The organism is Sphingomonas sp. CCH9-F2, assembly GCF_001556735.1.
In the GTDB taxonomy this organism is placed as follows: Bacteria; Pseudomonadota; Alphaproteobacteria; order Sphingomonadales; family Sphingomonadaceae; genus Sphingomonas; species Sphingomonas ginsenosidimutans.
Map to the genome: position 1 here is coordinate 1 of NZ_LSJO01000001.1, position 24,134 is coordinate 24,134.

The window sequence follows — 24,134 nt, forward strand, 5'->3', positions numbered from 1 at the left end:
CGTGGGCTCGGAGATGTGTATAAGAGACAGCCCGCCGCCCGTCGCGATTCAGACGGTTCCGACGCCGCCGCCGGTCTATGTGCCGTCGCCGGTCGTCGCACCGCCTGCGCCGCCCGCGCCGCCGCCGCCCGCTCCCCCCACGGTGAGCAAGGCCGCTGCGTCCAAGGGTGACGAGCTGAGCTGGTTCTCGGCGGACGATTACCCCCCGTCGGCGCTGCGCGCCGAGGAGCAGGGGACCGTCGGCATCGCATGGACCGTGAATGCGCAGGGGCGCGCGGAAAACTGCCGCGTGACGTCGTCCAGCGGCTCGTCCGCTCTCGACCAGGCGACGTGCCGCATCCTGGAACGTCGCGGGCGTTACTCCCCGGCGCTCGACGCCGCGGGTAACCCGATGGCGACGACCCGGAGCCGGCGCGTGACGTGGCGCCTGCCGCAGAACTGATCTTTGCGTAGATCGACCGAACGAAACAAACCTATTCAGTCAGAGGACTAGAGCTAAAATGATCATCAACATCCTCGCCGCGGGTGGGACCGCGGCAGCCGAAAACCAGTTCGGCCTGCAGCAGGCGCTGAAGGAAGGCGGCATTATCTCGCAGTCGGTGTTCACCATCCTGGTGATCATGTCGGTGGTGTCGTTCTACATCCTGTTCTCCAAGCTGTTCGAGCAGCAGAAGATCCTGAACCAGGCGAAGCGCGTCCGCGCCAGCTTCTGGAACAGCACCTCGCTGCGCGAAGGCTCGGCGAAGCTGGAGAAGAACTCGGCCTACAAGCAGCTGGTCGACGACGGCCTGGCCGCCCAGGAGCAGCACTCGAAGCTGACCGATCCGGTCGAGGCGCACGACTGGCTGCACGGTTCGCTGGCCCGCTCGGAAGCGGCGATCAACTCGAAGCTGGGCGGCGGTCTCGCCTTCCTGGCGACCGTGGGCGCGACCGCGCCGTTCATCGGTCTGTTCGGTACCGTCGTCGGCATCTACCGCGCGCTGATCAAGATCGGCGCGTCGGGCGATCCCTCGATCGACAAGGTCGCCGGTCCGGTCGGTGAGGCGCTCATCATGACCGCGCTCGGCCTGGTCGTCGCGGTGCCGGCGGTGCTCGCCTACAACTGGCTGCAGCGCCGCAACAAGTCGATCGCGGAAGACCTGTCGGCCTTCTCGAACGACGTGCTGGGCTTCCTCGCCTCGAACGGCGCGGTGAAGCCGGCGGCTGCGGGCGCGGCGCCCAAGGCTCCGGTGAAGCCGGCGGCGACCACGACCGCCGGCCAGACCGGTGGCGTGCCGACCCGCCCGTAAGATAAAAGGGGTACGCGGGGCCGCCCTTGCGGTGGCCCCGTTCATCACCTGCCGCTGCTTCCTTGTGATCCGGAAGGACCGGAAGCGAGGCGGCGGAACGAAGGAATAGGAAAGCCTGATCCATGGCGATGAGCGTTGGCGGAAATTCCGCTGAAGAAAAACCGATGTCGGACATCAACACGACGCCTCTCGTGGACGTCATGCTGGTGCTCCTCATCATCTTCCTGATCGCGGTGCCGGTCGCCATCCAGACGGTGAAGGGCATCAAGCTGCCCAATGTCACCTTCGATCCCACCACGACCAAGCCCGAGAACGTCTCGCTGTCGGTCACCGGTAACAACGGCACCTGCCAGGTATATTGGGGCATCGTCCCGGTCACCCATCAGGAACTGCTGGATCGTGCGGTCGCCAAGCTGAAGACCGAAATCGATCGTCAGGGCGGCGCAGGCAACCCCGATCTCGAGCTGCCCGAAGCGCATATCCGCGCCGACGTCGCCACGCCGTGGCGCTGCGTCGCCGGGACGATCTACAACATGCAGATGGCCGGCTTTGCGAAGGTCGGGTTCATCTCGCAGCCGACCGTCGCCGGTTAAGGAGTAGCTGACATGGCAATGAGTGGTGGCCGCGATGACGGCGAACCGATGATGGAAATGAACACGACGCCGTTGATCGACGTCATGCTCGTGCTCCTCATCATGTTCATCATCACCCTCCCGGTGCCGACCCACGCGGTGAAGGTCGACCTGCCGGTCAACGATCCGAAAGCGGTCAAGCCGCCGGTCGATCCGATCAAGAACAAGATCGCGATCGACGTGACCGGTAACGTCACCTGGAACGGCGCGCCGGTGAACTCGACGCTGCTGCGCCAGTATCTGGATCAGTCGGCGGCGATGAACCCCGAGCCGGAACTGCAGTTCCAGCCCGATCCGGCGACGCGCTACGACGTCGTCGATCAGACGCTGGCGGAGATCAAGCGGTCGAACATCACGAAGCTCGGCTTCGTCGGCAACGAGCAATATTACCGCGATTTCTGATCGCGGCGATTCGGCTCACTGTCGAACCATCGGACGATGTACGGGCGGCCCCTATGGGCCGCCCGTTTTCGTTCGTGCCGGCTCCAGGCCTTGGCGGGCAGGCTTAGGGCGGCCTTCCATCCAAGCGCGACGGGGCGGCCCCCGGGGCAGCCAGTTGTTGCGCTACGGTCGCGATCAAGGCGGGGATGCCGCCGGGAGCTATCCTGCTGCACGGCGTGAGGTCCCGACAATGCACGTGGGCATGCGGGGCAAAGCGCGGTGTTTCAGCGCAGGTCGTGTCCAGGAGCGGCTCCGGCGTCGGCGCACTTTCACAGCGACCTGGACGGAAAATTCGATGGCTCCGCGTCCAACGCGTTGAGGTCTGTCGCTCATTTAAACGGCACTCAGCCTCACTTTCGCGAAGGGGCATTCAAAGCACTTGCCAATATGACATAACGATGACACTTTACCTGTCATAAAATAGTAACCGAAGCATTGGGCGGAGGTCAGTGACAGGAGACGGTGATGGGCAGGATCGTGACGATCGCGGCGGCGGCAGTGGCAATGGTCGCTACCCCGGCGATGGCGAAGGACCGGGTCGGTTATAAAGCGATTTCGGCGGGCAGCCTGTCGCAGGCCGAGGCGACGCTGACGCGGGAACGCATCATTTTTCCCGGTCGTCCCGAACTGATGCTCAACCTGGCTGCCGTCTACGCGCGCACCGGTCGCATCGATCAGGCTCGCGCGCTGTACGGCGAGGTGATGGCGCGCGAGGCGGTGCCGATGGACCTTGCGGATGGCGCTGTGCTGTCGTCGCATGAAATCGCACGGCGCGGACTTGCCCGACTGGGAGCGACAATAGCGTCACGATGAGATGCAGATCGGCAACATCTGTTGCTAAAATGAAACTTTCGGAGGGGTGGGTGGTGGAAGCTTCCTGCCCCTTCTGCGTTGCCGCGGATCGCGGCGGTGTGGCAATCGCCGATCAAATCCCCCGCGCCGTCGCCCATAGACCTGGTGCGCCAAAGGGCACTATCCTCGCGAGGGGGCGTCGGTTACGGTTTGTCGATCGGACAAGAGCAGGGGCGATCGATGAGGTTGAGGTGGCATGTGGCCGCGGCGGTGGGCGCGCTCGCGCTCGCGCCGGGCCTGTCGGGTGATGCCGTCGCACGGACGCGCGCGGCGACGTCTGTTCCGGGGGCGGCAACGGCGGCGGCGCCCGCGTTTCAGGTGCCGATCACCTATTACGCGCTGCCCAACGGGCTGAAGGTGGTGATGACCCGCGACGCTACGGTGCCGCTGGTCACGGTGTCCGTCTATTACGGCATCGGCTTTCGCGTCGAACCGCGCGACAAGACCGGCTTCGCGCATCTGTTCGAACATCTGATGTTCCAAGGCTCGGCGAATGCGCCCAAGGGCGTGTTCGACAAGACGGTCACCAATTCGGGCGGGATCAACAACGGATCGACCCGGTTCGATTTCACCAATTACTATGAAACCGTTCCGGCGGGTGCGCTGGGACGGATGCTGTGGCTCGACGCCGATCGCATGGCGCGCCCGGTCATCAATGACGCGGTGTTGAAGAATCAGCAGGGCGTCGTCGGCAACGAGGTGAAGGGCAACGTCCTCAATCAGCCCTATGGCGGCTGGCCCTGGATCGACCTGCCGATGCTGGCCAATACCAACTGGTATAATGCGCACAATTTCTATGGCGATCTGAAGGAGATCGAGGCGGCAACCGTCGCCGATGCCGAGACGTTCCGTCGGACCTTCTACAGCCCTAATAATGCGGTGCTCGTGATCGCGGGCGATTTCGACGAGGCCGCTGCCAGGGCGATGGTCGCGCGCTACTTCGGGCCGATTCCCCGCGGCCCGGCCGTGACATTGCCCGACCTGTCGGAGCCGCGCCAGACCGCGCCGCGCGTCAAGACACGGGTCGATCCGCTGGCGCCCAAGCCGGGTTATGCGATCGGCTATCACGTGCCCGACCGCGGCACGCCCGAATGGTATGCGATGGGCCTGCTGGACCAGATCCTGGTGCAGGGCGAGGACAGCCGCCTGTACCGCAAGCTGGTAAAGGAACGGCAGATCACCGGCGACCTGGCCGGCGGGATCAATGACGGCTTGGGCAACATGTTCAACTATCGCGGGCCGATGCTGTGGGACGTCTATTTCACGCATGACGCCGCGCGCGGCCGTGCCGAGATCGATAGTGCGATCGACGCGGTGATCGAGGATGTGCGCAACCGTCCGGTCAGCGAGGCCGAACTGGCGCGCGCGCGGACGAAGCTGCGTTCCAGCCTGTACGACAGTTTCAACGATCCCACCCGCATGGGGCTGGTCGATCTGCTGGCGGTCTATGCCCTGTTCGACGATGATCCCGCTAAGGTGAACACGCTGCAGGCCGGCTTCGATGCGGTCACCCCCGCGCTGATCCAGAAGGTGGCGCGCGACTATCTGCGGCCGGAGGCGCGATCGACCTATCTGATCGAGGCCGGGCGGAAGCATGAAGGAGCCGCGAAGTGATGCGCCCGACCCTTGCCGCGGTGCTGCTGCCCGCCGCCGTCCTCGTCGCCACATCGGTGCCGCTGTACGCACAGGATACGCCCCCGCCGCCACCGATCGACCCGCTCAAGCCGTTCCAGCTGCCGCGCAGCGAAACCTATGCGCTGCCCAACGGCATGAAGGTGACGCTGCTCCCCTATGGCACCACGCCCAAGGTAACGGTCGACCTGCGCGTATTCGCCGGCACGCTGAACGAAACGGGGGCGCCATGGGCGGCGCAGATGACGGCGGAGATGCTGAAGGAGGGCGCCGGCGGTCTGACGTCGGATCAGATCGCCGACCGCGCAGCGGACATGGGCGGGCGGATCAGCGTCGGCGCCGGCGCGCAGATGACCTCGGTCAGCACCGACGTCCTGTCCGAAAAGGCCGCCGATGCGGTCGCACTGATCGGCACCATCGCGACGCGCCCGGCCTTCCCAGCGGCGGAATGGGCGCGGGTCAAGGCCAATGACGCGCGTGCGCTGGCGGTGTCGCTGGCGCAGGCGCCGGTGCAGGCCAATATCGTCCTGGCGCGCGCTTATTATGGCGACGCGCATCCGTACGGTACGCCGATGCCGACCGCGGCGCAGCTGGACGGTTATGGGCTGGATACGGTCAAAAGCTTCTATGCCGCAAACTACGGCGCACGGCGGGCGCATCTGTATGTCGCCGGTCGCTTCAATGTCGCGGCCGTAAAGACGGCGGTCGCGCGCGCGTTTGGCGGCTGGGCCACCGGGCCGGAGCGTTTGAGCCGTCCGGCCGCGCCGAAACCGAAAATGCAGGTGCTGCTGGTCGATCGCCCCGGCGCGCCGCAAACCACAATCCGTATTGCCTATCCGCAATCGCTGGCGGGCAGTGCCGGGGAGCCGGCGCAGCGGGTCGGGGATTCGCTCTATTCGGGTTCGTTCAGCTCGCGGCTGACCCGCAACCTGCGCGAGGACAAGGGCTATACCTACTCACCCTATTCGCGGGTCGGCTACAACCCGGGCGACGCGAGGTACGTGTGGAACGCCGACATTACCACCGCGCAGACCGGCGCGGCGATGCGCGAGGTGTTCGACGAACTGCGCCGCTTGCAGACGACGGCGCCCGACGCCGAGGAGACCGAGGGGCAGAAGACCTATGTCTCCGGCATTTTCGTATTCCGTAACGCGACGCCGCAATCGGTGGTCGGCACGCTCGCGAGCGCGGAGAATCTGGGCCTGCCCGACAGCTGGATCAGCGGCTACATCCCCACCACCCAGGCGGTCACCGCAGGACAGGTGCAGGATTGGGCAAAGGGGCTGCGCGCAGATCGCATGACGCTGATCCTGGTCGGCGACCTGAAGACCGTGGTCCCACAGTTGCAGACGCTGCCCGAACTGGGGAGCGCGGGCCTTCGCACGGTGCCGGCGCCACAATAGCCGTGCCAGCGAGGACCGGGGGAACGCATCCGCTTGACCGCTAGGCCAACGCCTCCACCACGCGCACGTCATGGTCGGCGCAAGCGCGGCGCAGCCGGTCGTCGGTCAGGCGGTCGGTGACCAGCCAGTCGATCATGTCCAGCCGGCCGATGCGCAGCGGGGCAGGGCGGCCGATCTTGCCGCTGTCGGCGACCAGGATCACTTGTCGCGCATTGCGCACGATCGTCTGGGTCACCTGCACCTCGTCCGCGGCGAAATCGAGCAGGCTGCCATCGGGATCGATCGCCGAGGCGCCGATCAACGCCACGTCGACCTTGAACGCATCGATGAACGACATCGCCAGCGGACCGACCACCGCGCGATCGCCGCGCCGTACCTTTCCGCCAACGACCACGACATCGATCGAATCGCGCCCGTCCAGCATGTCGACGACGTTGAGATTGTTCGAAATCACCATCAGGTCGCGGTGCCCGGGGAGGTTCGCCGCCACCGCCTCCGTGGTGGTGCCAATGTTGATGAACAGCGACGCGCCATCGGGGATCAGTCGCGCCGCCGCCGCGCCGATCGCCGCCTTCGCCGTGGCGGCGACGTCGCGGCGGGCGGCATAGTCGATGTTGTCGACGCCCGACGTGACGATCGCGCCGCCATGCACCCGCGACAGCAGCGACCGGCGTGCCATGTCGTTCAGGTCGCGGCGGATCGTCTGCGGCGTCACCGCCAGCCGCGCGGCCAGATCCTCTACGGTGACGCGGCCGGCGTGCCGCGCCAGCGACAGGATCTCGCGGTGGCGCTCGTCGCTCATGCGCGCGCCGCCAGCCACGCGGCCAGCCGATCGGCGGTGCCGGGCGGCACGTGCAGCCCCAGCTTGCTGCGGCGGTACAGGATGTCGTCGACGCTGGTCGCCCATTCCTGATCGACCAGATAGGCGATCTCGCGCTCATGAAGCCCGCCGCCCAGATCCTCGCCAAGGTCGGCGGGCGAGCGCGCGTCGCCCAACAGGCGGTCGATGCGGGTGCCGTAAGCGCGTGCGAGCCGGTGGAGCAGCATGCGCGGCATATCCGGCAGCCGCGTGGCGAGGGCGCCGAACCAGCGGTCGAAATCGGCGTCCGGCACGTCCCCGCCGGGCAACACCGCACCTGCGGTCCACGCACCCGAAGCCTGCGGGAAGAAGCGCGCCAGTTCGCCCAGCGCATGTTCGGCCAGCTTGCGGTAGGTGGTGATCTTCCCCCCGAAGACGCTGAGCATCGGGGCATTTTCGTTCGCGCCTGCCGGTCCGGTGTCGAGATCGAGGACATAGTCGCGCGTCACCGCCGAGGCGTTCGCGGCCTTGTCGTCATACAGCGGCCGGATTCCGGAATAGGTCCAGGCAATATCCTCCCGCCCCGGCGCGCGGTCGAAATAGCGTGCCACCGTCCCCAGCAGGTAATCGACCTCCTCCGGCGAAATCTCCGCGCGGCCCGGCGCGCCCTGCCACGCCTCGTCGGTGGTGCCGATCAGCGTGAACTTGCCTTCATAGGGAATGGCGAAGACGATGCGCCGGTCCGGGTTCTGCAGCATGAAGGCATGGTCGCCATCGTACAGCCGCGGCACGACGATATGGCTGCCCTTGACTAGCCGCACGCCGCGATCGTCACGCGCGTGCGGGACGCGGCCCAGCACATCCGCCACCCAAGGCCCCGCAGCATTGACGAGCGCGCGGGCGGTTATCGTGCGGCGGCCGCCGGCGTCCTCGATCGTCGCACGCCAGCCGCCGCCGGTGCGCTCGGCATCGACCAGTCGGGTATGCGTCATGATCGCCGCGCCGCGATCCGCGGCGTCGCGCGCGTTGAGGACCACCAGCCGGCTGTCCTCCACCCAGCAATCGGAATAGACGAAGGCGCGACCGTCGTCCTTCAACCCCGCACCGCGCGCATCGCGGCCCAGCCGGATCGTCTCCGTCGCGGGCAGCTTCTCGCGCCCGCCGAGGTGGTCGTAGAGGAACAGCCCGGCCCGCACCATCCACGCCGGGCGCGGCGAATTCGTCTGCGGCAGGACGAAGCGCAGCGGCCAGATGATATGCGGCGCCATCCCCCACAATCGCTCGCGCTCGATCAGCGCCTCCCGCACCAGCCGCACCTCGCCATATTCCAGGTAGCGCAAGCCGCCATGGATCAGCTTGGTCGACGCGGACGAGGTGTGGCTGGCCAGATCATCCTGCTCGACCAGCGCCACCGACAGGCCTCGGCCAGCCGCATCGCGGGCAATCCCCGTGCCGTTGATCCCGCCGCCGACGATCAACAGGTCAACGTCCTGCGCGTGCTGTTCCATTCCGTTCGTTCCTGCCGCCCACTGATCATCGTCAATATGGAACCGAACAAACGAACTTTCAAACGAAAGTGTTGACGTTCGCCTGATGCGCGCGGACAAGCGGGATGACGAGGGATGAAGGAGAGGCGCGGTGGCTGAAACGACGGGCACGCACGTGCTGGCGATAGACCAGGGGACGACATCGACTCGCGCGATCGTGTTCGATGCGAACGCGCGCCCGGTCGCCACCGCACAGACCGAATTCGCACAACATTATCCGCAGGGCGGCTGGGTGGAGCACGATCCGGAAGACATCTGGCGCGACACGCTGTCCGTGACGCGCGCTGCGATCGCCGACAGCGGCGTCGGCGCGGCCGGGATTGCCGGGATCGGCATCACCAACCAGCGCGAGACGGTGGTGGTGTGGGACCGCGCGACCGGCGTGCCGATCCACCGCGCGATCGTCTGGCAGGATCGCCGCACCGCCGGCTGGTGCGCCGAACTGAAGGCGGCCGGGCACGAACCGATGGTGCGCGCCAAGACCGGGCTGCTGATCGACCCCTATTTCTCCGCGACCAAGCTCAGCTGGATTCTCGACCATGTTGACGGCGCACGCGAACGCGCGGAGCGCGGCGAACTGGCGTTCGGGACGATCGATTGTTTCCTGCTGTGGCGGCTGACCGGCGGCGCGGCGCATGCCACCGACGTCACCAACGCCGGCCGCACGTTGCTCTACGATATCCGCACGCAGCGCTGGGACGAGGAGTTGTGTGCTCTCTTTCGCGTGCCGATGGCGCTGCTGCCGGAGGTGCACGACAATTCCCATCTGTTCGGCCACACCGCCGACGGCCTGTTCGATGCCGCGATCCCGATCGCCGGCATGGCGGGTGACCAGCAGGCCGCGCTGTTCGGTCAGGCGTGCTTCGCGCGCGGGATGGCCAAGTCGACCTACGGAACCGGCTGCTTCATGCTGCTGAACACGGGAGAGGAAGCGGTGCGGTCCGAGCATCGTCTGCTCACCACGCCCGCTTATCGGCTCGGCGGGCGGATGACCTATGCGCTGGAAGGGTCGATCTTCGTCGCGGGCGCCGCGATCAAATGGCTGCGCGACGGCATCGGCGTCATCACCCATGCCAGCGAAACAAACGATCTGGCGACGACCGTTCCCGACAGTCATGGCGTTTACATGGTGCCGGCGTTCGTCGGGCTGGGGGCGCCGCACTGGGACCCGGATGCGCGCGGCGCGATCTTCGGCCTGACGCTGGGCGCGACTCAGGCACATCTGGCGCGCGCCGCGCTGGAGGCGGTCGGATATCAGACGATGGATCTGACCGATGCGATGATTGCCGATGGCGGCCGCGCGCCGGAAACGATCCGCGTCGATGGCGGCATGGCCGCCAACGACTGGCTGTGCCAGTTCCTCGCCGATCTGCTCGACGTACCGGTCGAACGCCCCGCCCATCTGGAGACGACCGCGCTGGGCGCTGCCTTTCACGCCGGGCTGGCGACGGGGGTGTGGAAGGATCTGGACGCGCTGGCCGCGACCTGGGCGCGGGCCGATTGTTTCGAGCCGGCGATGGCCGCGGACCATCGTGACGCGCTGGTTGCGGGGTGGCATGACGCCGTGGCCAAGACGCTGACCCCTGCGGCGCGGCGCATCGCCTGAGACGCGCGGAAAACGAGACAAGCCAAAAAAAAGCCGGGGCGAACCCCGGCGTGGAAAGTTTTTAGGAGAGGATGCCTGAAAGGCCCGTTCTTTTTGCGGTGCAGCACCGCCGTACGCAAGTGCAATGCGCTCAAGCCTGGTTGCAGTTAATGCAATCATACCAGATCGCGCAATCTTCAAGGATCGTTGCCGCCGACACCTCGTCCCCATTGGTGAAGGTGAACCGGTCGTCCGGGTTGGCGATATAGCCGTGCAGTCTTACCGCGCAGCGCAACGTCTCGTTGCCGTGTCGCCGTTCGAAAGCCAGCAGGTGGTCGACACCGGGGCCGGTCGCGACGGCGGGGGCATAATCGCCCTGTTCGAACAGCGCGGGATGGGCGCGCCGCAGCGCCAGCAGATCGGTGATGAGGCGCATCTTCGGCGGCAGCTCGTCGCCGTCGAGCAACCCGGCCCGGTGCGTGAAATCGACCGGGCGGCGATTATCGGGATCGACGAGGCTGAGATCGATCAGTTCGGTGCCCTGATAGCAATCGGGCACCCCCGGAAGCGCCATCCGCAACAGCAGCTGAACCAGCGTGTTGTCGAGCGCGGCCGGGGCGATCCGCGCCACCATCGCGCCCATCTCGGTGACGAATGCGGGATCGTCCAGCAGCGTATCGACCAAGGCGGCGGCGTCCGCCTCATAGCCCTCGTCAGGCGCCTCCCATGATGATCGCAGCTTCGCCTCGCGCAGTGCCTTTCGCTGCCATGCCTTGATCCGTTCCGCGAACTCGTCGTCCGGCCCCTGTTCCGGCCAGGCACCCAGCAGCGATTGAAACAGCATATAGCGGTCGGCGGGGTGGACGGGGGCATCGGCGCTGCGCCGCATCCAGCGGTCCGCCTGCTCCGCCCATGCATCGGGCTTCGCGCTGAGCACCGCCAGCCGCGCGCGCGCATCCTCTCCGCGCTTGTGGTCATGGGTGGCTGTGGTCAGCATTGCGTGCGGCACGGCCGTCGCGCGCTGCCGCGTCAGATCGTGGAAGGTGTCGGGATGCACGCCCAGCAGTTCCGCATCCGCGCCGACGTCATTGCGCGACAGCAACCGGCCATAGCGGTAGAAGGCGGTATCCTCGACCGCCTTGGCCGCGATCGGTGCCGAGAGTTGCTGGAACCGTCGCACTGCGTCACCTGCTTCGACGGCGTGCGGGCCGGTGCCGGCCAGCCAGTCCAGAACCATGTCGACCACCGCGGTTTCGCCCGACGGGATCAGCGGCGCCACCTGCTCCCGCGCGACGCGGCGGATGGTCTCATCCGATGCCGGAGCGGCCTGGCCTGTGCCATAGGTGCGATAGACGGGAAACACCCACAGCAACCGCTCGATCGCGCGGCGCAGCATCGCCGTGGTGATGCCGTCGGGGGCGATCGCGGCAAAGGCGGCGACGCAGCGATCCAGCTGCCCCGCGAACTGCCACGACAGCAGGTCCTGCCGCGCGAGGAATTCCTCGGGCGCGAAGTCCGCGCTTTCGCCGGTCAGCCGCGACCATGTTCGCTCCAGTGCGTCCACACCCGCGCGGTCATGGATCAGCAGCGATACCTGCTCCATGAAGTCGTAGCCGCTGGTCCCGTCCAGCCCCCAGTCTGCGCCCGGTTGCGGATCGGCGGGGGCCAGGATCTTCTCGACCAATATCCACGCCGCGTCGCCAAGCCGTTCGCGCAGAGTCCGGCAATAGCCGATCGGATCCGCCAGCCCGTCGACATGGTCGACGCGCACGCCGTCGATCAGGCGTTCCCCGATCAGCCGGATGTAGAGCGCGTGCGTTGCGTCGAACACCGCCGGGTCCTCGATCCGCACGCCGGCCAGGTCGTTGATCGTGAAGAAGCGCCGCCAGTTCAGCTCGTCATTGGCGACCCGCCACCATGCAAGGCGGTAATGCTGCCGGGCTAGCAGGTCGGGCAGGGGCAGGTCGGGCGCCGTCGCCTGATCCTCGTCGCGGATCGGAAAGCGATGCTCGCCATAGGCCACGACCGACCATCGATCGCTATCGCGTTCCACCGTCAGATCGCCGTTCGCCAGCGCCTCCGACAGGGGCGCACCCAGCACGGGCAGCACGATCGGCCCGTCCCAGTCGATGTCGAAGGTTGCGGCATAGGCGCTGTCGCGGCCCGCGCGCAGCACGTCGTTCCACCACGGATTGGCGCCGCCCGCCACGCCCATGTGATTGGGAACAATATCCAGGATAACGCCCATATCGCGCGCGCGCAGCGCGGCCACCAGCGAACGGAAGCGCTCTTCCCCGCCCAGTGCGGGGGAGATGCGCGTCGGGTCGGCCACGTCGTAGAAGTGGGTCGAGCCGGGCGCGGCGACGGTGATCGGGGAGGCGTAGATGTGGCTGATGCCGAGCCGGTCGAGATACGGAACGATCGCCTCCGCATCGGCGAAGGTGAAGCCCTCGTGGAATTGCAGTCGATAGGTCGCGCGCGGGATCATGCGGGGGCCTTTCCTGGGCGCCGTGTGGTGAGGAGCGCGGTACGTCGCGCGACCGGTCGTCGCGCCAGCAACACGTCGGTCGCCGCGGGCAGGCGTCGCCGCCAGTTGGGATGTTCGTCGATCGTGCCGGGCAGGTTGGGTTGCTCCTCCAGCGCGAGCAGATCCTCCATCGGGAAGATCGCCAGTGCCCCCGGTGCCGCGGCGACATGCGCGAGGATCGCATCGACGGGCGCCTCGGCCGGGGGGGCGCCGGTGCCGTCGATCGCACGCCACAGCGCGGTACGTTCCTCGTCGCGATGCGCGCGATCGACCGTCGCGCCCAGCTTCTCGCGCCAGTCGAGATCGCGGCCCTTCCACCAGCCGGCGATCGTGGGGGTATCGTGCGTGCCCGTCATCGCCACCGCCGCCTCGTCCCATTGCGCGGGCGGGGTGAAGCCGCCGTCGTGGTCGCGCTCGAACGGCAGCACGCGCATCCCCAGCATGCACCGCGCCGCCAGCGTGTCGCGAAAGCCGGGCGGCACGGTCCCCAGATCCTCGGCGATAACGATCGCGCCGGCGCGCTGCGCCTCGATCGACAGGATGCGGCGCAGGTGATCGCCGGGCATCGTCAGGTACGCGCCCTGATCGGCGCTTGCGCCCTCCGGGATCACCCAAAGCCGCTCCAATCCCAGCGCGTGATCGACGCGCAGCCCGCCCGCATGGGCGAACGCCGCGCGCAGCGTCGCGATGAACGGGGCGAATCCGGTACGTTCCAGCGCGAAAGGGTCGAGCGTGGTGATCCCCCAATTCTGCCCGGCCGGTCCCAGCGGATCGGGCGGCGCGCCGACGCTGAGGCCGGTCAGCACCTCGCCAGGCGCGCTCCACGCATGGCTGCCGTCGGGCGCCATGCCGACCGCCAGGTCCGCGACCAGCCCCACCGGCATGGTGCCGCCGGCCACGCGCTGCGCCTGCGCCAGCGTCAGGTCGGTCAGCCATTGCAGGAACGCGAAGAAGGCGATGTCGCCCTCGGCCTCCGCGGCGAAGCGCAGCACCGTCTCGCCATGCGCGTCGTGCACGTCCGCTGACCAGTCGCGCCAGCCGTTGCCGCCGAGCCGGCCGTGGAGCGCATCGAACCGCGCGTGGTGCTCCAGCGCCGCGCCCTTCTGCCGGCGGTATGCCTGTGCTGCCGCTCGTGCGGCCTCTCCCGCGGCATTATAGGCACCGCGCAGCGCCGCCATCCGTGCTGGGATCGCCCCTTGCCAGTCGATCATCGCTGCGGCCGGGGCGGGGGGAAGCGGCAGGTCGATCAGCCCAGGATCGGCGAGCATGACGTTGTGGAACAGCCGGCTCGACGGCGAATAGGGGCTGAATCGCGCGGGGGCGGACGGGAACAGCGCATGCGTCGGGCTGATCGCGACCGCCGATGCATGCGCACGCGCCATCGCCGCCACGCTTTCTGCCAGCGTGCCGGCATCGCCGAACGGCCGCTCGGCCCGGCCGCGCAGCGCCGGGATCTGCACCGCCAAGCCCCAGCCGCGCGGCGGCGGTTCCGGGCAGCGGCGCGGGGCGAGCGCCAGCTGGAAGCGCCGGCCCGCCACCTCGACGTGATGATAGCCCACCTTGTCGAGCGGCGGCAGTCGCCGCGCCTCGTCCAGCGGGAAGGCCGCGCCGCTGCCGTCGTCGAACGTCACCTGCGCGGTGCCGGCGCATCCGGGCGGCAGGACCACGCGCGTTCCGGCATCGCCCGACAGGAACGGTTCGGCGGCGGGGGTGGGGTCCAGCCGGTCGCCGATCGCGCGCAGCACGTCCTCCTCGACACGCTGCGCCCGGCCGTCGGCATCCACCCAGTCGCGTTGCAGCCCCACCGCGCCGGTCATCGCGCGATCCACGCGACGAAGCGCGTGCTGTCGGTGACGATAACCCCCGGCGGCGTGGGCAGCGGGGCGGGCGCGTCGCCCAGGTCGATCGCAAAGCCCAGCGTGCTACCGTCCGCCAACCGCCAGCGCGCGGTCACCGCCGCATCACCGGTGGCAACCGCATTCAGCGCGGTCGCGCCGGCCAGGTGCGGAACGATCAGGGTATGCCGCAGCGCAAGCAGGTGTCGATAAAAGGTCCTCCAGTCGTCCGCCGCGGGCCCCGGTACAGTGCGCGAGGCATCGAACGTGGCGACCGCATTCGGATCGGGGATGGCGGCGCGCGCGTCGGGGTCCGCGAAGGCTGCGAACTTCGCGAACTCCCGCCGCCGCCCTTCGCGCACCGCATCGGCAAGTTCGTCATGGAAATCGGTGAAGAACAGGAACGGCGTCTCGCTGCCCTGTTCCTCACCCATGAACAGCATCGGGATTTGCGGCGACAGCAGCAGCAGCGTGGTCGCCGCCCGCAGCCGTGCCGGATCGGTCAGCGCGATCAGCCGTTCGCCCAGCGCGCGGTTGCCGACCTGGTCGTGATTCTGGAGGAAGGCGACGAACGCGGTCGGGGGCAGGTGCGCGCTGGGCGTGCCGCGCGGCGCGCCGTCGTGGTTGGGTGACGGCTCGCCCTGATAGATGAACCCTTGCGAGAGGCAGCGCGCCAGCCGTTCCGCCGGACGATCCGCGAAATCGGCATAATAGGAATCGCGCTCGCCGGTGAGCAGGACGTGGAGGACGTTGTGAAAATCGTCGTTCCACTGCGCATCGTAGCCGCCGCGCGCCAGCCGCGTGGCATCATTCTCTTCGAGCACCAGATGGACGTGTCGCTCCGGCAGCGCGTGGCGGATTTCGCGCGCCATCCGGTCCAGGAAAGCGGGGTTGCGGATCGCGTGAACCGCATCGAACCGCAGCCCGTCGATGCCATACTCGCGCAGCCACATCAGCGCATTGTCGATAAAGAAGCGCGCGACCGCTTCCTCCGCCACCGCCACCGCGCCGCCCCACGGCGTATCGACGGCGGCGTCGAAGAAGCGCGCGGCGTAGAGGTTCAGGTAATTCCCGTCCGGTCCGAAATGGTTGTAAACGACGTCAAGAAAGACCGAGATGCCATGCCCGTGCGCGGTGTCGACCAGTGCGCGCAAATCGTCAGGCGAGCCGTAATCCTCCTGGACCGCATAGGGCAGCACGCCGTCATAGCCCCAGCCGCGTGTGCCGCCGAACGCGCCGACCGGCATCAGTTCGATCGCGGTGATGCCAAGCTGCGCCAGCGACGCCAATTGTGTCGCGATCCCGGCGAACCCGTCCATTGTTCCGGGGTGCAGCTCTATCAGCACGGTTTCGTGCCACGGTCGCCCGCGCCAGTCGCCGTTCCGCCAGTCGAACGCGGTGTCGGTGACGACGCTCCACCCATGGACGCCGCCGGATTGCCGGCGCGATGCAGGATCGGGCACCTCCGTATCGCCGATGCGGAACCGGTAGCGCGTACCGGGCGGGGCATGGGCCTCGGCGGCCATCCAGCCATCGCCGGTGGCAGTCATCGCGACCGGGGCGGTGCCCTCCACCTCCAGCATGACGACATTGGCATCCGGCGCCCACAGGACGAAGCGGGTGGTCCCGTCCGGGCCCGGTCGCGGTCCCCAAGCCGTCATTCGAACGCGCTCCGCCACGTCACCAGCACCGCGCCCTGCGGCGCGACCTCGTAACTGTCGTCGATCGCGATCTCACCCTGATCGGGATGCGCGCTGTCGATCAATACGGTGCGGCTGGCGTGCGGTGGTGGCAGCATGAAGGTGACCGGATCGCCGCTGGCGTTGAGCAGCAGCGACACCGCCTCCACCTGGCCATCGTCGGTGCGGATCGCGCGGCGCATCATCAGCGCACGCCCGTCGGGATTGTCCCAGTCCTCCGCCGACAATTGCTGCCCACGCTCGTCCCACCATTCGACATCGTTGATGCCGTGACCGGGCGAATCCTGCCCGTACAGGAACGTTGCGGCATGAAGCACCGGATAGCGCCGGCGCAGCTCCGCCAGCCGTGCGACATAGTCGATCTGCGCCTGACCCTCCGGCGTGGCGGCGGCATTCCAGTCGAGCCAGCTGATCTCATTGTCCTGGCAATAGGCGTTGTTGTTGCCCTGTTGCGTGCGCCCGAATTCGTCGCCCGCAACCAGCATCGGCGTGCCCAGCGACGTCATCAGCGTGGTCAGCATCGAGCGCATGACCCGCCCGCGCGCATCGTTGATCGCGGGGTCGTCGGTCGGCCCCTCCGCGCCCCAGTTGCGGGAGGCGTTGTGAGAATGGCCGTCGCGATTGTCCTCGCCGTTTGCCTCGTTGTGGCGCTCCTCGTACATCACCGTATCGGCCAGAGTGAAGCCGTCGTGAGCCGCCAGCAGGTTGACGCTGGCCCAGGGGCGCCGCGCGCGGCGATCGAACAGGTCGCCCGACCCGGCCAGCCGCGCCGCCAGATCGCCGCGCTTGCCCGGCTCGCCGCGCCAATATTCGCGCACGGTGTCGCGATACTTGTCGTTCCATTCGGCAAAGCCCGGCGGGAAATTGCCCAGCTGGTAGCCGCCCGGTCCGACGTCCCACGGCTCCGCGATCAGCTTCAGCCGGCCCAGCACGGGGTCCTGCCGCAGCACGTCGAAGAACGCCGCGCCCGGATCGAACCCGCTGTCCTCGCGCCCCAGCGTCAGGCCAAGGTCGAAGCGGAAGCCATCGATGCCGAAACTGGTCGCCCAGTACCGCAGCGAATCCGCCACCATCTGGATCACGCGCGCCTTCGTCATGTTCAGCGTGTTGCCAGTGCCGGTGTCGTTGATCGTGTAGCGCGGGTTGTCCGCGACCAGCCGATAGTAACTGGCATTGTCCAGCCCGCGCCACGACAGCGTCGGGCCGCGTTCCGACCCCTCGCACGTGTGGTTGTAGACGACGTCGAGGATGACCTCGATCCCGGCCTTGTGCAGGCGGTGGACCGCGCGGCGCAGTTCGTCCTGATGCGCCGACGACATATAGCCCTGTTCGGGGGCGAAGAAGCCGAGGGTGTTATAGCCCCAATAGTTGCGCAGCCCCTTTTCCTGGAGGAAGCGGTCCTGCGTGAAGGCGTGGATCGGCAGCAGTTCGATCGCGGTGACGCCGATCCGCTTCAGGTGGCGGATCACCGCGGGATGGCCGAGCGCCGCATAGGTGCCGCGTTCGCGCGCCGGCACCTCGTCCATCAGTTTCGTCAGCCCCTTGACGTGCGCTTCGTAGATGACGGTGTCCGACCAGGGCGTGTTCGGACGGGTATCGCGCGACCAGTCCCAATGATCGTCGACCACCACCGCCTTGGGCATCGCCGGCGCGCTGTCGCGCTTGTCGAACGACAGATCCTCCTTTCGCGACCCGATGCGATAGCCGTGAAGCGCGTCGGTCCACTTGATCTGCCCTTGCAGCTTGCGCGCATAGGGATCGAGCAACAGCTTGTTCGGATTGAAACGATGTCCGGCCTCCGGCTCGTACCGGCCATGCGCGCGAAAGCCGTAGGTGAGGCCGGGGCCGACATCGGGCAGATAGCCGTGCCACACCTCGTCGGTGCACTCCGGTAGTGGCAATCGGCCCAGTTCGCGACGCCCGCCGGGATCGAAGATGCACAAGTCGATCCCATCCGCATTGGCGGAAAAGACAGCGAAATTGACCCCCTCACCATCGAAGGTCGCGCCAAGCGGATAGGGCGAGCCCGGCTGCAGCCGGTCCGGCAGTGTGTCCAACGATCCGAACCCCTTTTTATGCTTCGCAGGCGCACAACTCGCCATCGCGCGGTTCGTCGCACCCGGTAAGAAAATTCACCCGCGGGTTGCGCTGGATCATCCCGGGACGCGGACGGGCGGGGCGCGCTAGCCGGGGGCTTGCGGCGTCGGTGGCAGCGGCTCGCCCGGCGTGCGGATCAGTTCCATCCGTTGCGGCACGGTGCCCAGTTCGATCCCGTCCTCGCGGAAACGCCGCAGCATCACCGTGAACAGCTGGCTGCGCGTGCGATAGGCGGCACGCGGGCTGGCGACATGTGCGAAGCAGTTGAAGAAGACGCGCCCGTCGACGATCGAATCGATGAACACCGCCGGGGCGGGATCGTCCAGTACCGCCTCCTCCGCAGCGAAGGCGCCGGCAATGATGTCCCGTGCGGCATCGGCGTCGGCCTCGATCGGGATCGAGAACTGGATCTGGATTCGCCCCAGCGGGCTGGCCAGCGTCTTGTTGTGAACGGTTTTGGTGATCAGCTCGGAATTGGGGACGATCAGCGTCGAATGATCCGGCAGCTCGATCTCGGTCGAGCGAACGCTGATCCGTTTCACGTCGCCCTCGTCGGCGCCGATGCGTACCAGATCGCCGATCTTGATCGGCCGCTCAGCCAGCAGGATCAGCCCCGACACGAAGTTCGAGGTGATCGCCTGCAGGCCGAAGCCGATCCCCACCGACAGCGCGGACAACAGCAGCGCAATCCGCTCCACCCCGATCCCCAGCGATGCGAGCGCCCAGATCACCGCGAGGGCGACGCCGACGTAGCGCGCGACCAGGCTGATCGAGTTGCGCCCCGATCCGTCCAGGTCGGTCGCCGGCAGGAACTTGCCCTCCAGCCAGCGCATGAACGCGCGCAGCAGCGTCAGGCCGATGAACAGCACCGCCAGCCCGCGCAGGATCGCGCCGGGCGAGATGAAGATCCCGCCGACCGTCACCCCCGATGCGAACGTCGCGAGGCGGCCGAACATCGATCCGACCCCGTCGCCCGCGCCGAACGGGAAGAACAGCAGGCCCAGCGCCGCGATCGCCAGCATCACGCGCACGATGCCCGACAGCAGCACGCCGAACTGGTCGATCAACGTGCCGCGTACGCCCAGCGCCCGCGACAGGATGCGCCCTGCCGGGCTGTCGCGGGTGAAGACCGTCACCGCGATATCGTCCACCGCGGCCATCAGCAGATAGACCGCGCTTCCCAGGATGACCGCCCATGCCGCCAGCTGGACGACGAACAGTGCGAAGCCGAGATAGCCGATCAACAGTGCGATCAGCGCCGTCGCCACCATGCCCCATGCGACGACGGAAGCCGCGCCCAGCCCGGCGCGGGCGGGGGTTTCCGCATCGCCGTCCGCACGAGCCGCACGCAGGCGCGCCACCGCGACCAGGGCGCCGACGATCATCGCCAGGTGCAGCAACACCTCCGCCACCTGCGTCGCGCTGACCGCGGCGCCGCTGATCCCGGTGGCGGTGATCACCGCCTGCGTCAGGATCGAGAAGGCGACGAGCGCGGCCAGCGGCCAGCTGAACGGGCGCAGGTGATGCGCGACATCGTCGGCGATCGGCGCGACCCGCCACGTCGGCTGGTGCCGCATCAGCAGCGCGCCGGTGGTGGACGCGGCGAAGCCGGCGAATGATGCCGCCCCGACCAGCGCATCGAACAGCGTGTCCCAGCCCTGGGGCTGAAGTCCGGACCAGCGCAGCCCGGCCACCAATGCCCCGGTCGCCAGCAACGGCGCCAGCGTGCCGACCAGGATGCGCCAGATCGCATTCGCGGATCGCCGGACGCGGTGCCCCGGTGCGCCGTCGATCAGCAGCCGCAGCGCCAGTCGCTGCGCGGCCAGCCGGCCCGGCAGCATTATCGCGACCGCCGCCGCCAGCCCGAGCAGCGCCGCCCATGGCGGCGCGCCGCGGCGCCCCTGTGCGACGCTGTCGGCGCCATGCGCCACCAGCATCCCGATGCGCCGCGTGTCGCGCGGTGCGGCGCTGAGCACCGCCGACCAGAAGGCGGGGGTGACGGGGGAGGCAACGCGCGTCGAAATCATCTGCCCGAATTGCTCGGCCTGGCTTTGCGTGATTTCGTCGGCCAGCTGGTCGGCTTCCACACCCAGCAGCCGTCCGCGCTTGACCGCCGAATCGAGCAGGTTGCGCTGTTCCTTCAGCCGCGCGCGCTCAGCGCGGATATCCGCCGCCTCGCCCGCAGCGGGGGAGGTGCCGAGCTGCGCCAGCCGTGCGTCGATGAGCGCGAGCTGTTGCGACAATTGGCCGGCCGCCGCCAGCGCCGCGCCGCGCGCCGTGGTTGCGGTATCGCGCAGGTCGGCGCGCTGGTCCGGGGTGATCCGGCCGTCCAGCGCGCGGTCGACCGAACGCAGGTCGCTTTCGGCCTGTGCCAGTTGCGCGGTGGCGGTATCGACCGGGGATGGCTGCGCCAGGCCCGTTCCCGGTGCCAGCATCAGCGCCGCCGCCGCCAGCATCGCGCCCCATCGTGCCACCCGCATCATCATCGCATCGCGCCCGCTGCATCGCGTCATGGCGCGCGTCGATAGAACAACCGTTGCGCAAAGGCCATGATCGGACGTACCGGCGGCCGAAACCGGCCGGCGGAGGTTCGTGCGAAACATGCCTTCGATGACTCATCTCGCCGCAGAGGGGCGGATGCTGGCCTATTCGTCCGGCAATTTCGGCAAGGCGTTGGTGTTCAGCGGCGCTGACCTGACGATCCTGTTCCTGTTGACCGACGTGCTGGGGCTGAGCGGCGCGCGGGCGGCGGGGCTGATGCTGTTCGCGGTGATGGGCGACCTGGTCTTCGATCTGGCGGCGGCGCGCATGGTCCTTCGCGGACGTGCGGCGGGGCGCGGCTATCGCTGGATGGTGGCGCTGGCGGCGGTTCCATGCGGGGCGGCGTTCGCGCTGATCTACGCGATGCCTGCGCTGGGCCTCCATCGGCCGTGGATGCTGGCGGCGGCGATCCTGATATTCCGCGGCGCCTATGCCGTCGTCGATGTGCCGCACAATGCGCTGATGGCGCGGGTCAGCCGCGACAGCCGGGCACGGGGCCGCGTGTCGGGATACCGGCTGTTCTTCAGTACCGCCAGCGCGCTGCTGATCGCCGCCGTCCTGACACCGACCGTGCAGCAGGCCGGACGTGCCGGGCAGTTCGATGCGCTGGCCGTCACCGGGATCGCGGTCGGCGCCGCCTTTGCCGTGACCATGCTGCTGTGCGTCTGGGCGTCGGGCAGGCGCGGCGGCGGCGCCGATGCATTGCGCGGTGACCGGATCGCGGTTCCGCTGCGTGATCCGATGGTGCTGGGAATGGGCGCGCTGGCGCTGCTCACCGGGTTCGCGATGCCGTGTTTCGGGCGGATGCTGATCTATCTGGGCGGCTATGTCGTGGCCCGGCCCACGGCGGTCCCGGCGCTGCTGGGCGCGATGACCGCGGGGCAGTTCGTCGGCGTGATCGCGTTTACGGCGCTGTCGCATCGCTTCGACAAGGCGCGGCTGCTCGCCGCCGGTCATGCTGTGAGCGCGGTCGGGCTGCTGTGCTTCACGCTCAGCCTGTCGTGGCCCGCGGGTCAGATGGCGAGCGCGGCGCTGACGGGCGTCGGCTTTGCCAGCGTGTTCATGCTGCCCTGGGGGCTGCTGGCCGATGCGGTCGATGTGGTGGAGTGGCGCCACGGCCGCCGGTTCGAAACGGGGCTGTTCGCCTACTATCTGGTGCTGGTGAAGGCAAGCGGTGCGGCCTCCACCGCGACGATCGGCTGGGTATTGCACCGGATCGGTTATGTGCCCGACGTGATCCAGCCGTCGGGCGTGCGGACGGGAATGGTCGCCCTCGGCCTGGGGGTGCCGATGGCCGGCGCGGTGCTCGCGATCTGGCTGCTGCGTCGCTTCACACTGGATCACCCCCGCCACGCACGCCTGCTGCGCGCGCTGGCGCGGCGTCAGGCGGGGGCGGATCCGGTTTCCGGGTTGAAGCGCGGGTTGGACGGATCAAGCGGGGAGGGCGATACCTTCGCCGGCGGCGTCGCGCTTTCCGCCCAGGCGCGGCACAGCATGTCGCGCAGCATCGCCGCGCCCGCGGCCGCCCGCTCATAGATCAGCGCACGCACGTCCTTGTCGTTCGCGTTGGCGAAGCCGTCGCGCATCTCCAGCTGATACACTCGTTCCAGCCGCGCGCCGGACGTGTCCAGGAAGGCCAGCACCGCATCGAACATGTCGCCCTGCCGATGCGCCGGCGCACCGATCCGCGGCGCGATGTCCGCGGTGGTCAGTCCGATCGCATCCACGAAGCGGCTTTCGAACCGGCCGTGGATGCTGCGGTCGCGGGTGTAGCCGTGGGGATTGGGGCCGCGCCAGCCATCCGAATGGATCGAAACATGCAGCGGCTGCGATCCGTCGCCGATGTAATGGCCGAGAAGGATCGCCTCGAACGCGCATTGCTGCTCCGGCACGGTGGCGTCGCCGCCGCTCGCCTGTGCCGCGCGGACGGCGCGCATGCACACGATCATCCGCTGATAGGCCTCGATCGCGGCATAAGGCAGCGTACCGGTCCAGCGGACGTTGGTGCGCGCGGCGGTGGCGGGATCCTTGTCCTTGATCGCCAGATACCGCTTGTGAAGTGCGAGGACGAATTCGTGGCGCGATCGCGGGATCGGTTTCACGAAGGCGAATTGTTCGCGGAACCAGCCGTGGTTGGGATCCTCCGCGATCTTCGAGAAGCCCTCCGCATCGTCGCGCCACGTATCCGGCAGCGAGGCCGAGTCCGCGATATAGTCGACATGGCGCCGCAGGAAGACCGGGCCGTCGTCCGGGATGCTGTCGATCGCCGCGCGGTCGATCACGGCATGTCCCCTGACTCCCCAGGCGTGGGCGGTGGCGGGGATGACCGTAACGGCCAGGGCAACGGCAAGCGCGATGCGGCGCATGGCGGGTCCTTTCAAGGATCGAGAGGGTCGCGCGGGTCTACGCGATCGGCGGCACGTGCCGGGCGGAACACCAGTTCGGTGGGCGACACGCGCCGGACGATACGGCCGGGCTGATAGCCCAGTTCCGCTGCGTTGCGTTCGGTGAAGCGCGCGCTCTCGATATAGCTGCTTTGCAGCGGGTTGCAGATGATGATCGTCTCGCCGTCCGCCGGCGCGCCCATCTGCGTGAGCAGGCGACTGGCGTTGCGCAGGTTGGTGGTCGTGTGCCGGGCATAGGGTTCGCCGACGATCGCGTCGGGGGGGATGCGATAGCGTTCGATCAGCGCCTTGCGCATCTCGTCTGCCTCGGTGAACGGTGTCCCGCGCGGGTGGGCGCGCCCGCCACTGACAATGATGAACGCGACGTCCCCTTGCGCGAACCGCTGCGCGGCGAGGCGCAGGTGGTATTTGCCGAACGGGCTGAGCGGTTCGCCCTCGATCTCCGGTCCCACGCCGGTCACGATCATCGCGCCGTAACGATAGCGCCGCCAGTCGAGCGTCTTCGCGCGCGTCATCGCCGCCGCATTGGCGCCGCCGGACAACGGCTCGTGCCCGATCGCATCGGTACGATCGCTGACGTCGAGCAGCGCGAGCGCATAGTCGATGCTGGGATCGAACGCCTGCGTCGACCCGGCGCGGGGCGTGTCGGCCAGCCAGTCGGCAGCCTGAAGGCGGGCCTGACGATCCTGCGGTGACAGCGTGCCGGGGCCGTCGATCGCGGTGGCGGGCGGGGCGCCCAGCGCGTAGGTGCGCACGATCACGTTGATACCGGCGATCTCTCGATCGGCCTGTGCGGCGAGGCCGTCGTCGGCGGCGACCAGCGGCGTGGCCGCGGCGGCGGCGCGCCGC

Annotated in this window: 17 protein-coding genes and 1 pseudogene; 9 read left to right on the forward strand and 9 right to left on the reverse strand. The window is 68.2% G+C overall.

Annotated elements, in window-relative coordinates; genetic code table 11:
* The 7 genes from AX685_RS00005 to AX685_RS00035 form a co-directional block, all read left to right on the forward strand.
* A partial coding sequence (locus tag AX685_RS00005) for an energy transducer TonB (RefSeq protein ID WP_156445564.1) occupies window positions 1-442 on the forward strand: 442 nt, incomplete at its 5' end.
* Window positions 443-500: 58 nt separating this feature from the next.
* The gene (locus tag AX685_RS00010) at window positions 501-1,289 is read left to right on the forward strand and encodes a MotA/TolQ/ExbB proton channel family protein (protein WP_066484164.1); all 789 of its coding nucleotides are present in this window, start codon (window positions 501-503) and stop codon (window positions 1,287-1,289) included.
* Between the two features lie 122 nt (window positions 1,290-1,411).
* Entirely contained in the window at window positions 1,412-1,882 is a 471-nt protein-coding gene (locus tag AX685_RS00015; RefSeq protein ID WP_197418416.1) for an ExbD/TolR family protein, read from the forward strand.
* 12 nt (window positions 1,883-1,894) lie between these two features.
* Window positions 1,895-2,323, forward strand: a complete 429-nt coding sequence (locus AX685_RS00020) for an ExbD/TolR family protein (protein WP_066484168.1) — start codon at window positions 1,895-1,897, stop codon at window positions 2,321-2,323.
* 516 nt (window positions 2,324-2,839) lie between these two features.
* Window positions 2,840-3,175, forward strand: a complete 336-nt coding sequence (locus AX685_RS00025) for a tetratricopeptide repeat protein (protein WP_231738473.1) — start codon at window positions 2,840-2,842, stop codon at window positions 3,173-3,175.
* Window positions 3,176-3,394: 219 nt separating this feature from the next.
* Window positions 3,395-4,828, forward strand: coding sequence for a M16 family metallopeptidase (locus tag AX685_RS00030; RefSeq protein ID WP_066484173.1), 1,434 nt, complete (start codon window positions 3,395-3,397; stop codon window positions 4,826-4,828).
* On the forward strand, window positions 4,828-6,249 hold the full coding sequence (locus AX685_RS00035; protein ID WP_066484174.1) for a M16 family metallopeptidase: 1,422 nt from the start codon (window positions 4,828-4,830) through the stop codon (window positions 6,247-6,249). The genes AX685_RS00030 and AX685_RS00035 overlap by 1 nt, the downstream gene beginning before the upstream one ends.
* Before the next feature lie 40 nt (window positions 6,250-6,289).
* On the opposite strand, the gene AX685_RS00040 is transcribed toward AX685_RS00035, so the two are convergent.
* Together AX685_RS00040 and AX685_RS00045 are read right to left on the reverse strand one after the other, a co-directional pair.
* Complete coding sequence (locus AX685_RS00040) at window positions 6,290-7,051, reverse strand: DeoR/GlpR family DNA-binding transcription regulator (protein ID WP_066484197.1); 762 nt, start codon at window positions 7,049-7,051, stop codon at window positions 6,290-6,292.
* Window positions 7,048-8,556: a glycerol-3-phosphate dehydrogenase gene (locus AX685_RS00045; RefSeq protein ID WP_066484184.1), complete on the reverse strand. Its 1,509-nt coding sequence runs from the start codon at window positions 8,554-8,556 to the stop codon at window positions 7,048-7,050. Before AX685_RS00045 ends, AX685_RS00040 begins: the two co-directional genes overlap by 4 nt.
* Window positions 8,557-8,686: 130 nt before the next feature.
* Between AX685_RS00045 and glpK the strand changes: the two genes are divergently transcribed.
* The gene (gene glpK, locus AX685_RS00050; RefSeq protein WP_066484186.1) at window positions 8,687-10,201 is read left to right on the forward strand and encodes a glycerol kinase GlpK; all 1,515 of its coding nucleotides are present in this window, start codon (window positions 8,687-8,689) and stop codon (window positions 10,199-10,201) included.
* A gap of 130 nt (window positions 10,202-10,331) precedes the next feature.
* Here glpK and treY read toward each other — a convergent pair whose 3' ends face one another.
* The 5 genes from treY to AX685_RS00075 form a co-directional block, all read right to left on the reverse strand.
* Window positions 10,332-12,668, reverse strand: coding sequence for a malto-oligosyltrehalose synthase (gene treY / locus AX685_RS00055; RefSeq protein ID WP_066484188.1), 2,337 nt, complete (start codon window positions 12,666-12,668; stop codon window positions 10,332-10,334).
* A complete protein-coding gene (malQ, locus tag AX685_RS00060; RefSeq protein WP_066484200.1) occupies window positions 12,665-14,524 on the reverse strand; it encodes a 4-alpha-glucanotransferase in 1,860 nt (619 codons plus the stop codon). The genes treY and malQ overlap by 4 nt, the downstream gene beginning before the upstream one ends.
* Entirely contained in the window at window positions 14,521-16,203 is a 1,683-nt protein-coding gene (treZ, locus tag AX685_RS00065; RefSeq protein WP_066484189.1) for a malto-oligosyltrehalose trehalohydrolase, read from the reverse strand. Before treZ ends, malQ begins: the two co-directional genes overlap by 4 nt.
* On the reverse strand, window positions 16,200-18,299 hold the full coding sequence (gene glgX, locus AX685_RS00070; protein ID WP_231738474.1) for a glycogen debranching protein GlgX: 2,100 nt from the start codon (window positions 18,297-18,299) through the stop codon (window positions 16,200-16,202). The genes treZ and glgX overlap by 4 nt, the downstream gene beginning before the upstream one ends.
* 126 nt (window positions 18,300-18,425) lie before the next feature.
* Window positions 18,426-20,852, reverse strand: coding sequence for a DUF3772 domain-containing protein (locus tag AX685_RS00075; RefSeq protein ID WP_231738475.1), 2,427 nt, complete (start codon window positions 20,850-20,852; stop codon window positions 18,426-18,428).
* A gap of 124 nt (window positions 20,853-20,976) precedes the next feature.
* On the opposite strand from AX685_RS00075, the pseudogene AX685_RS00080 reads away from it, so the two are divergent.
* A pseudogene (locus AX685_RS00080) lies at window positions 20,977-22,209 on the forward strand (MFS transporter); the annotation flags it as partial.
* Between the two features lie 53 nt (window positions 22,210-22,262).
* Here AX685_RS00080 and AX685_RS23405 read toward each other — a convergent pair.
* Both AX685_RS23405 and AX685_RS00085 read right to left on the reverse strand, forming a co-directional pair.
* Window positions 22,263-23,246: a nuclease gene (locus tag AX685_RS23405; protein WP_231738476.1), complete on the reverse strand. Its 984-nt coding sequence runs from the start codon at window positions 23,244-23,246 to the stop codon at window positions 22,263-22,265.
* A gap of 11 nt (window positions 23,247-23,257) precedes the next feature.
* The coding region (locus AX685_RS00085) for a YdcF family protein (protein WP_066484195.1) at window positions 23,258-24,134 on the reverse strand (877 nt) is incomplete at its 5' end.

Excerpts from the sequence above, each read along its gene's own strand:
- AX685_RS00010 (WP_066484164.1), top strand. The coding sequence starts at position 501 with ATGATCATCAACATCCTCGCCGCGGGTGGGACCGCGGCAGCCGAAAAC.
- AX685_RS00045 (WP_066484184.1), bottom strand. The coding sequence starts at position 8,556 with ATGGAACAGCACGCGCAGGACGTTGACCTGTTGATCGTCGGCGGCGGG.
- AX685_RS00030 (WP_066484173.1), top strand. The coding sequence starts at position 3,395 with ATGAGGTTGAGGTGGCATGTGGCCGCGGCGGTGGGCGCGCTCGCGCTC.
- malQ (WP_066484200.1), bottom strand. The coding sequence starts at position 14,524 with ATGACCGGCGCGGTGGGGCTGCAACGCGACTGGGTGGATGCCGACGGC.
- treZ (WP_066484189.1), bottom strand. The coding sequence starts at position 16,203 with ATGACGGCTTGGGGACCGCGACCGGGCCCGGACGGGACCACCCGCTTC.
- AX685_RS00015 (WP_197418416.1), top strand. The coding sequence starts at position 1,412 with ATGGCGATGAGCGTTGGCGGAAATTCCGCTGAAGAAAAACCGATGTCG.
- AX685_RS00020 (WP_066484168.1), top strand. The coding sequence starts at position 1,895 with ATGGCAATGAGTGGTGGCCGCGATGACGGCGAACCGATGATGGAAATG.
- treY (WP_066484188.1), bottom strand. The coding sequence starts at position 12,668 with ATGATCCCGCGCGCGACCTATCGACTGCAATTCCACGAGGGCTTCACC.
- AX685_RS00040 (WP_066484197.1), bottom strand. The coding sequence starts at position 7,051 with ATGAGCGACGAGCGCCACCGCGAGATCCTGTCGCTGGCGCGGCACGCC.
- AX685_RS00075 (WP_231738475.1), bottom strand. The coding sequence starts at position 20,852 with ATGACGCGATGCAGCGGGCGCGATGCGATGATGATGCGGGTGGCACGA.
- AX685_RS00035 (WP_066484174.1), top strand. The coding sequence starts at position 4,828 with ATGCGCCCGACCCTTGCCGCGGTGCTGCTGCCCGCCGCCGTCCTCGTC.
- AX685_RS23405 (WP_231738476.1), bottom strand. The coding sequence starts at position 23,246 with ATGCGCCGCATCGCGCTTGCCGTTGCCCTGGCCGTTACGGTCATCCCC.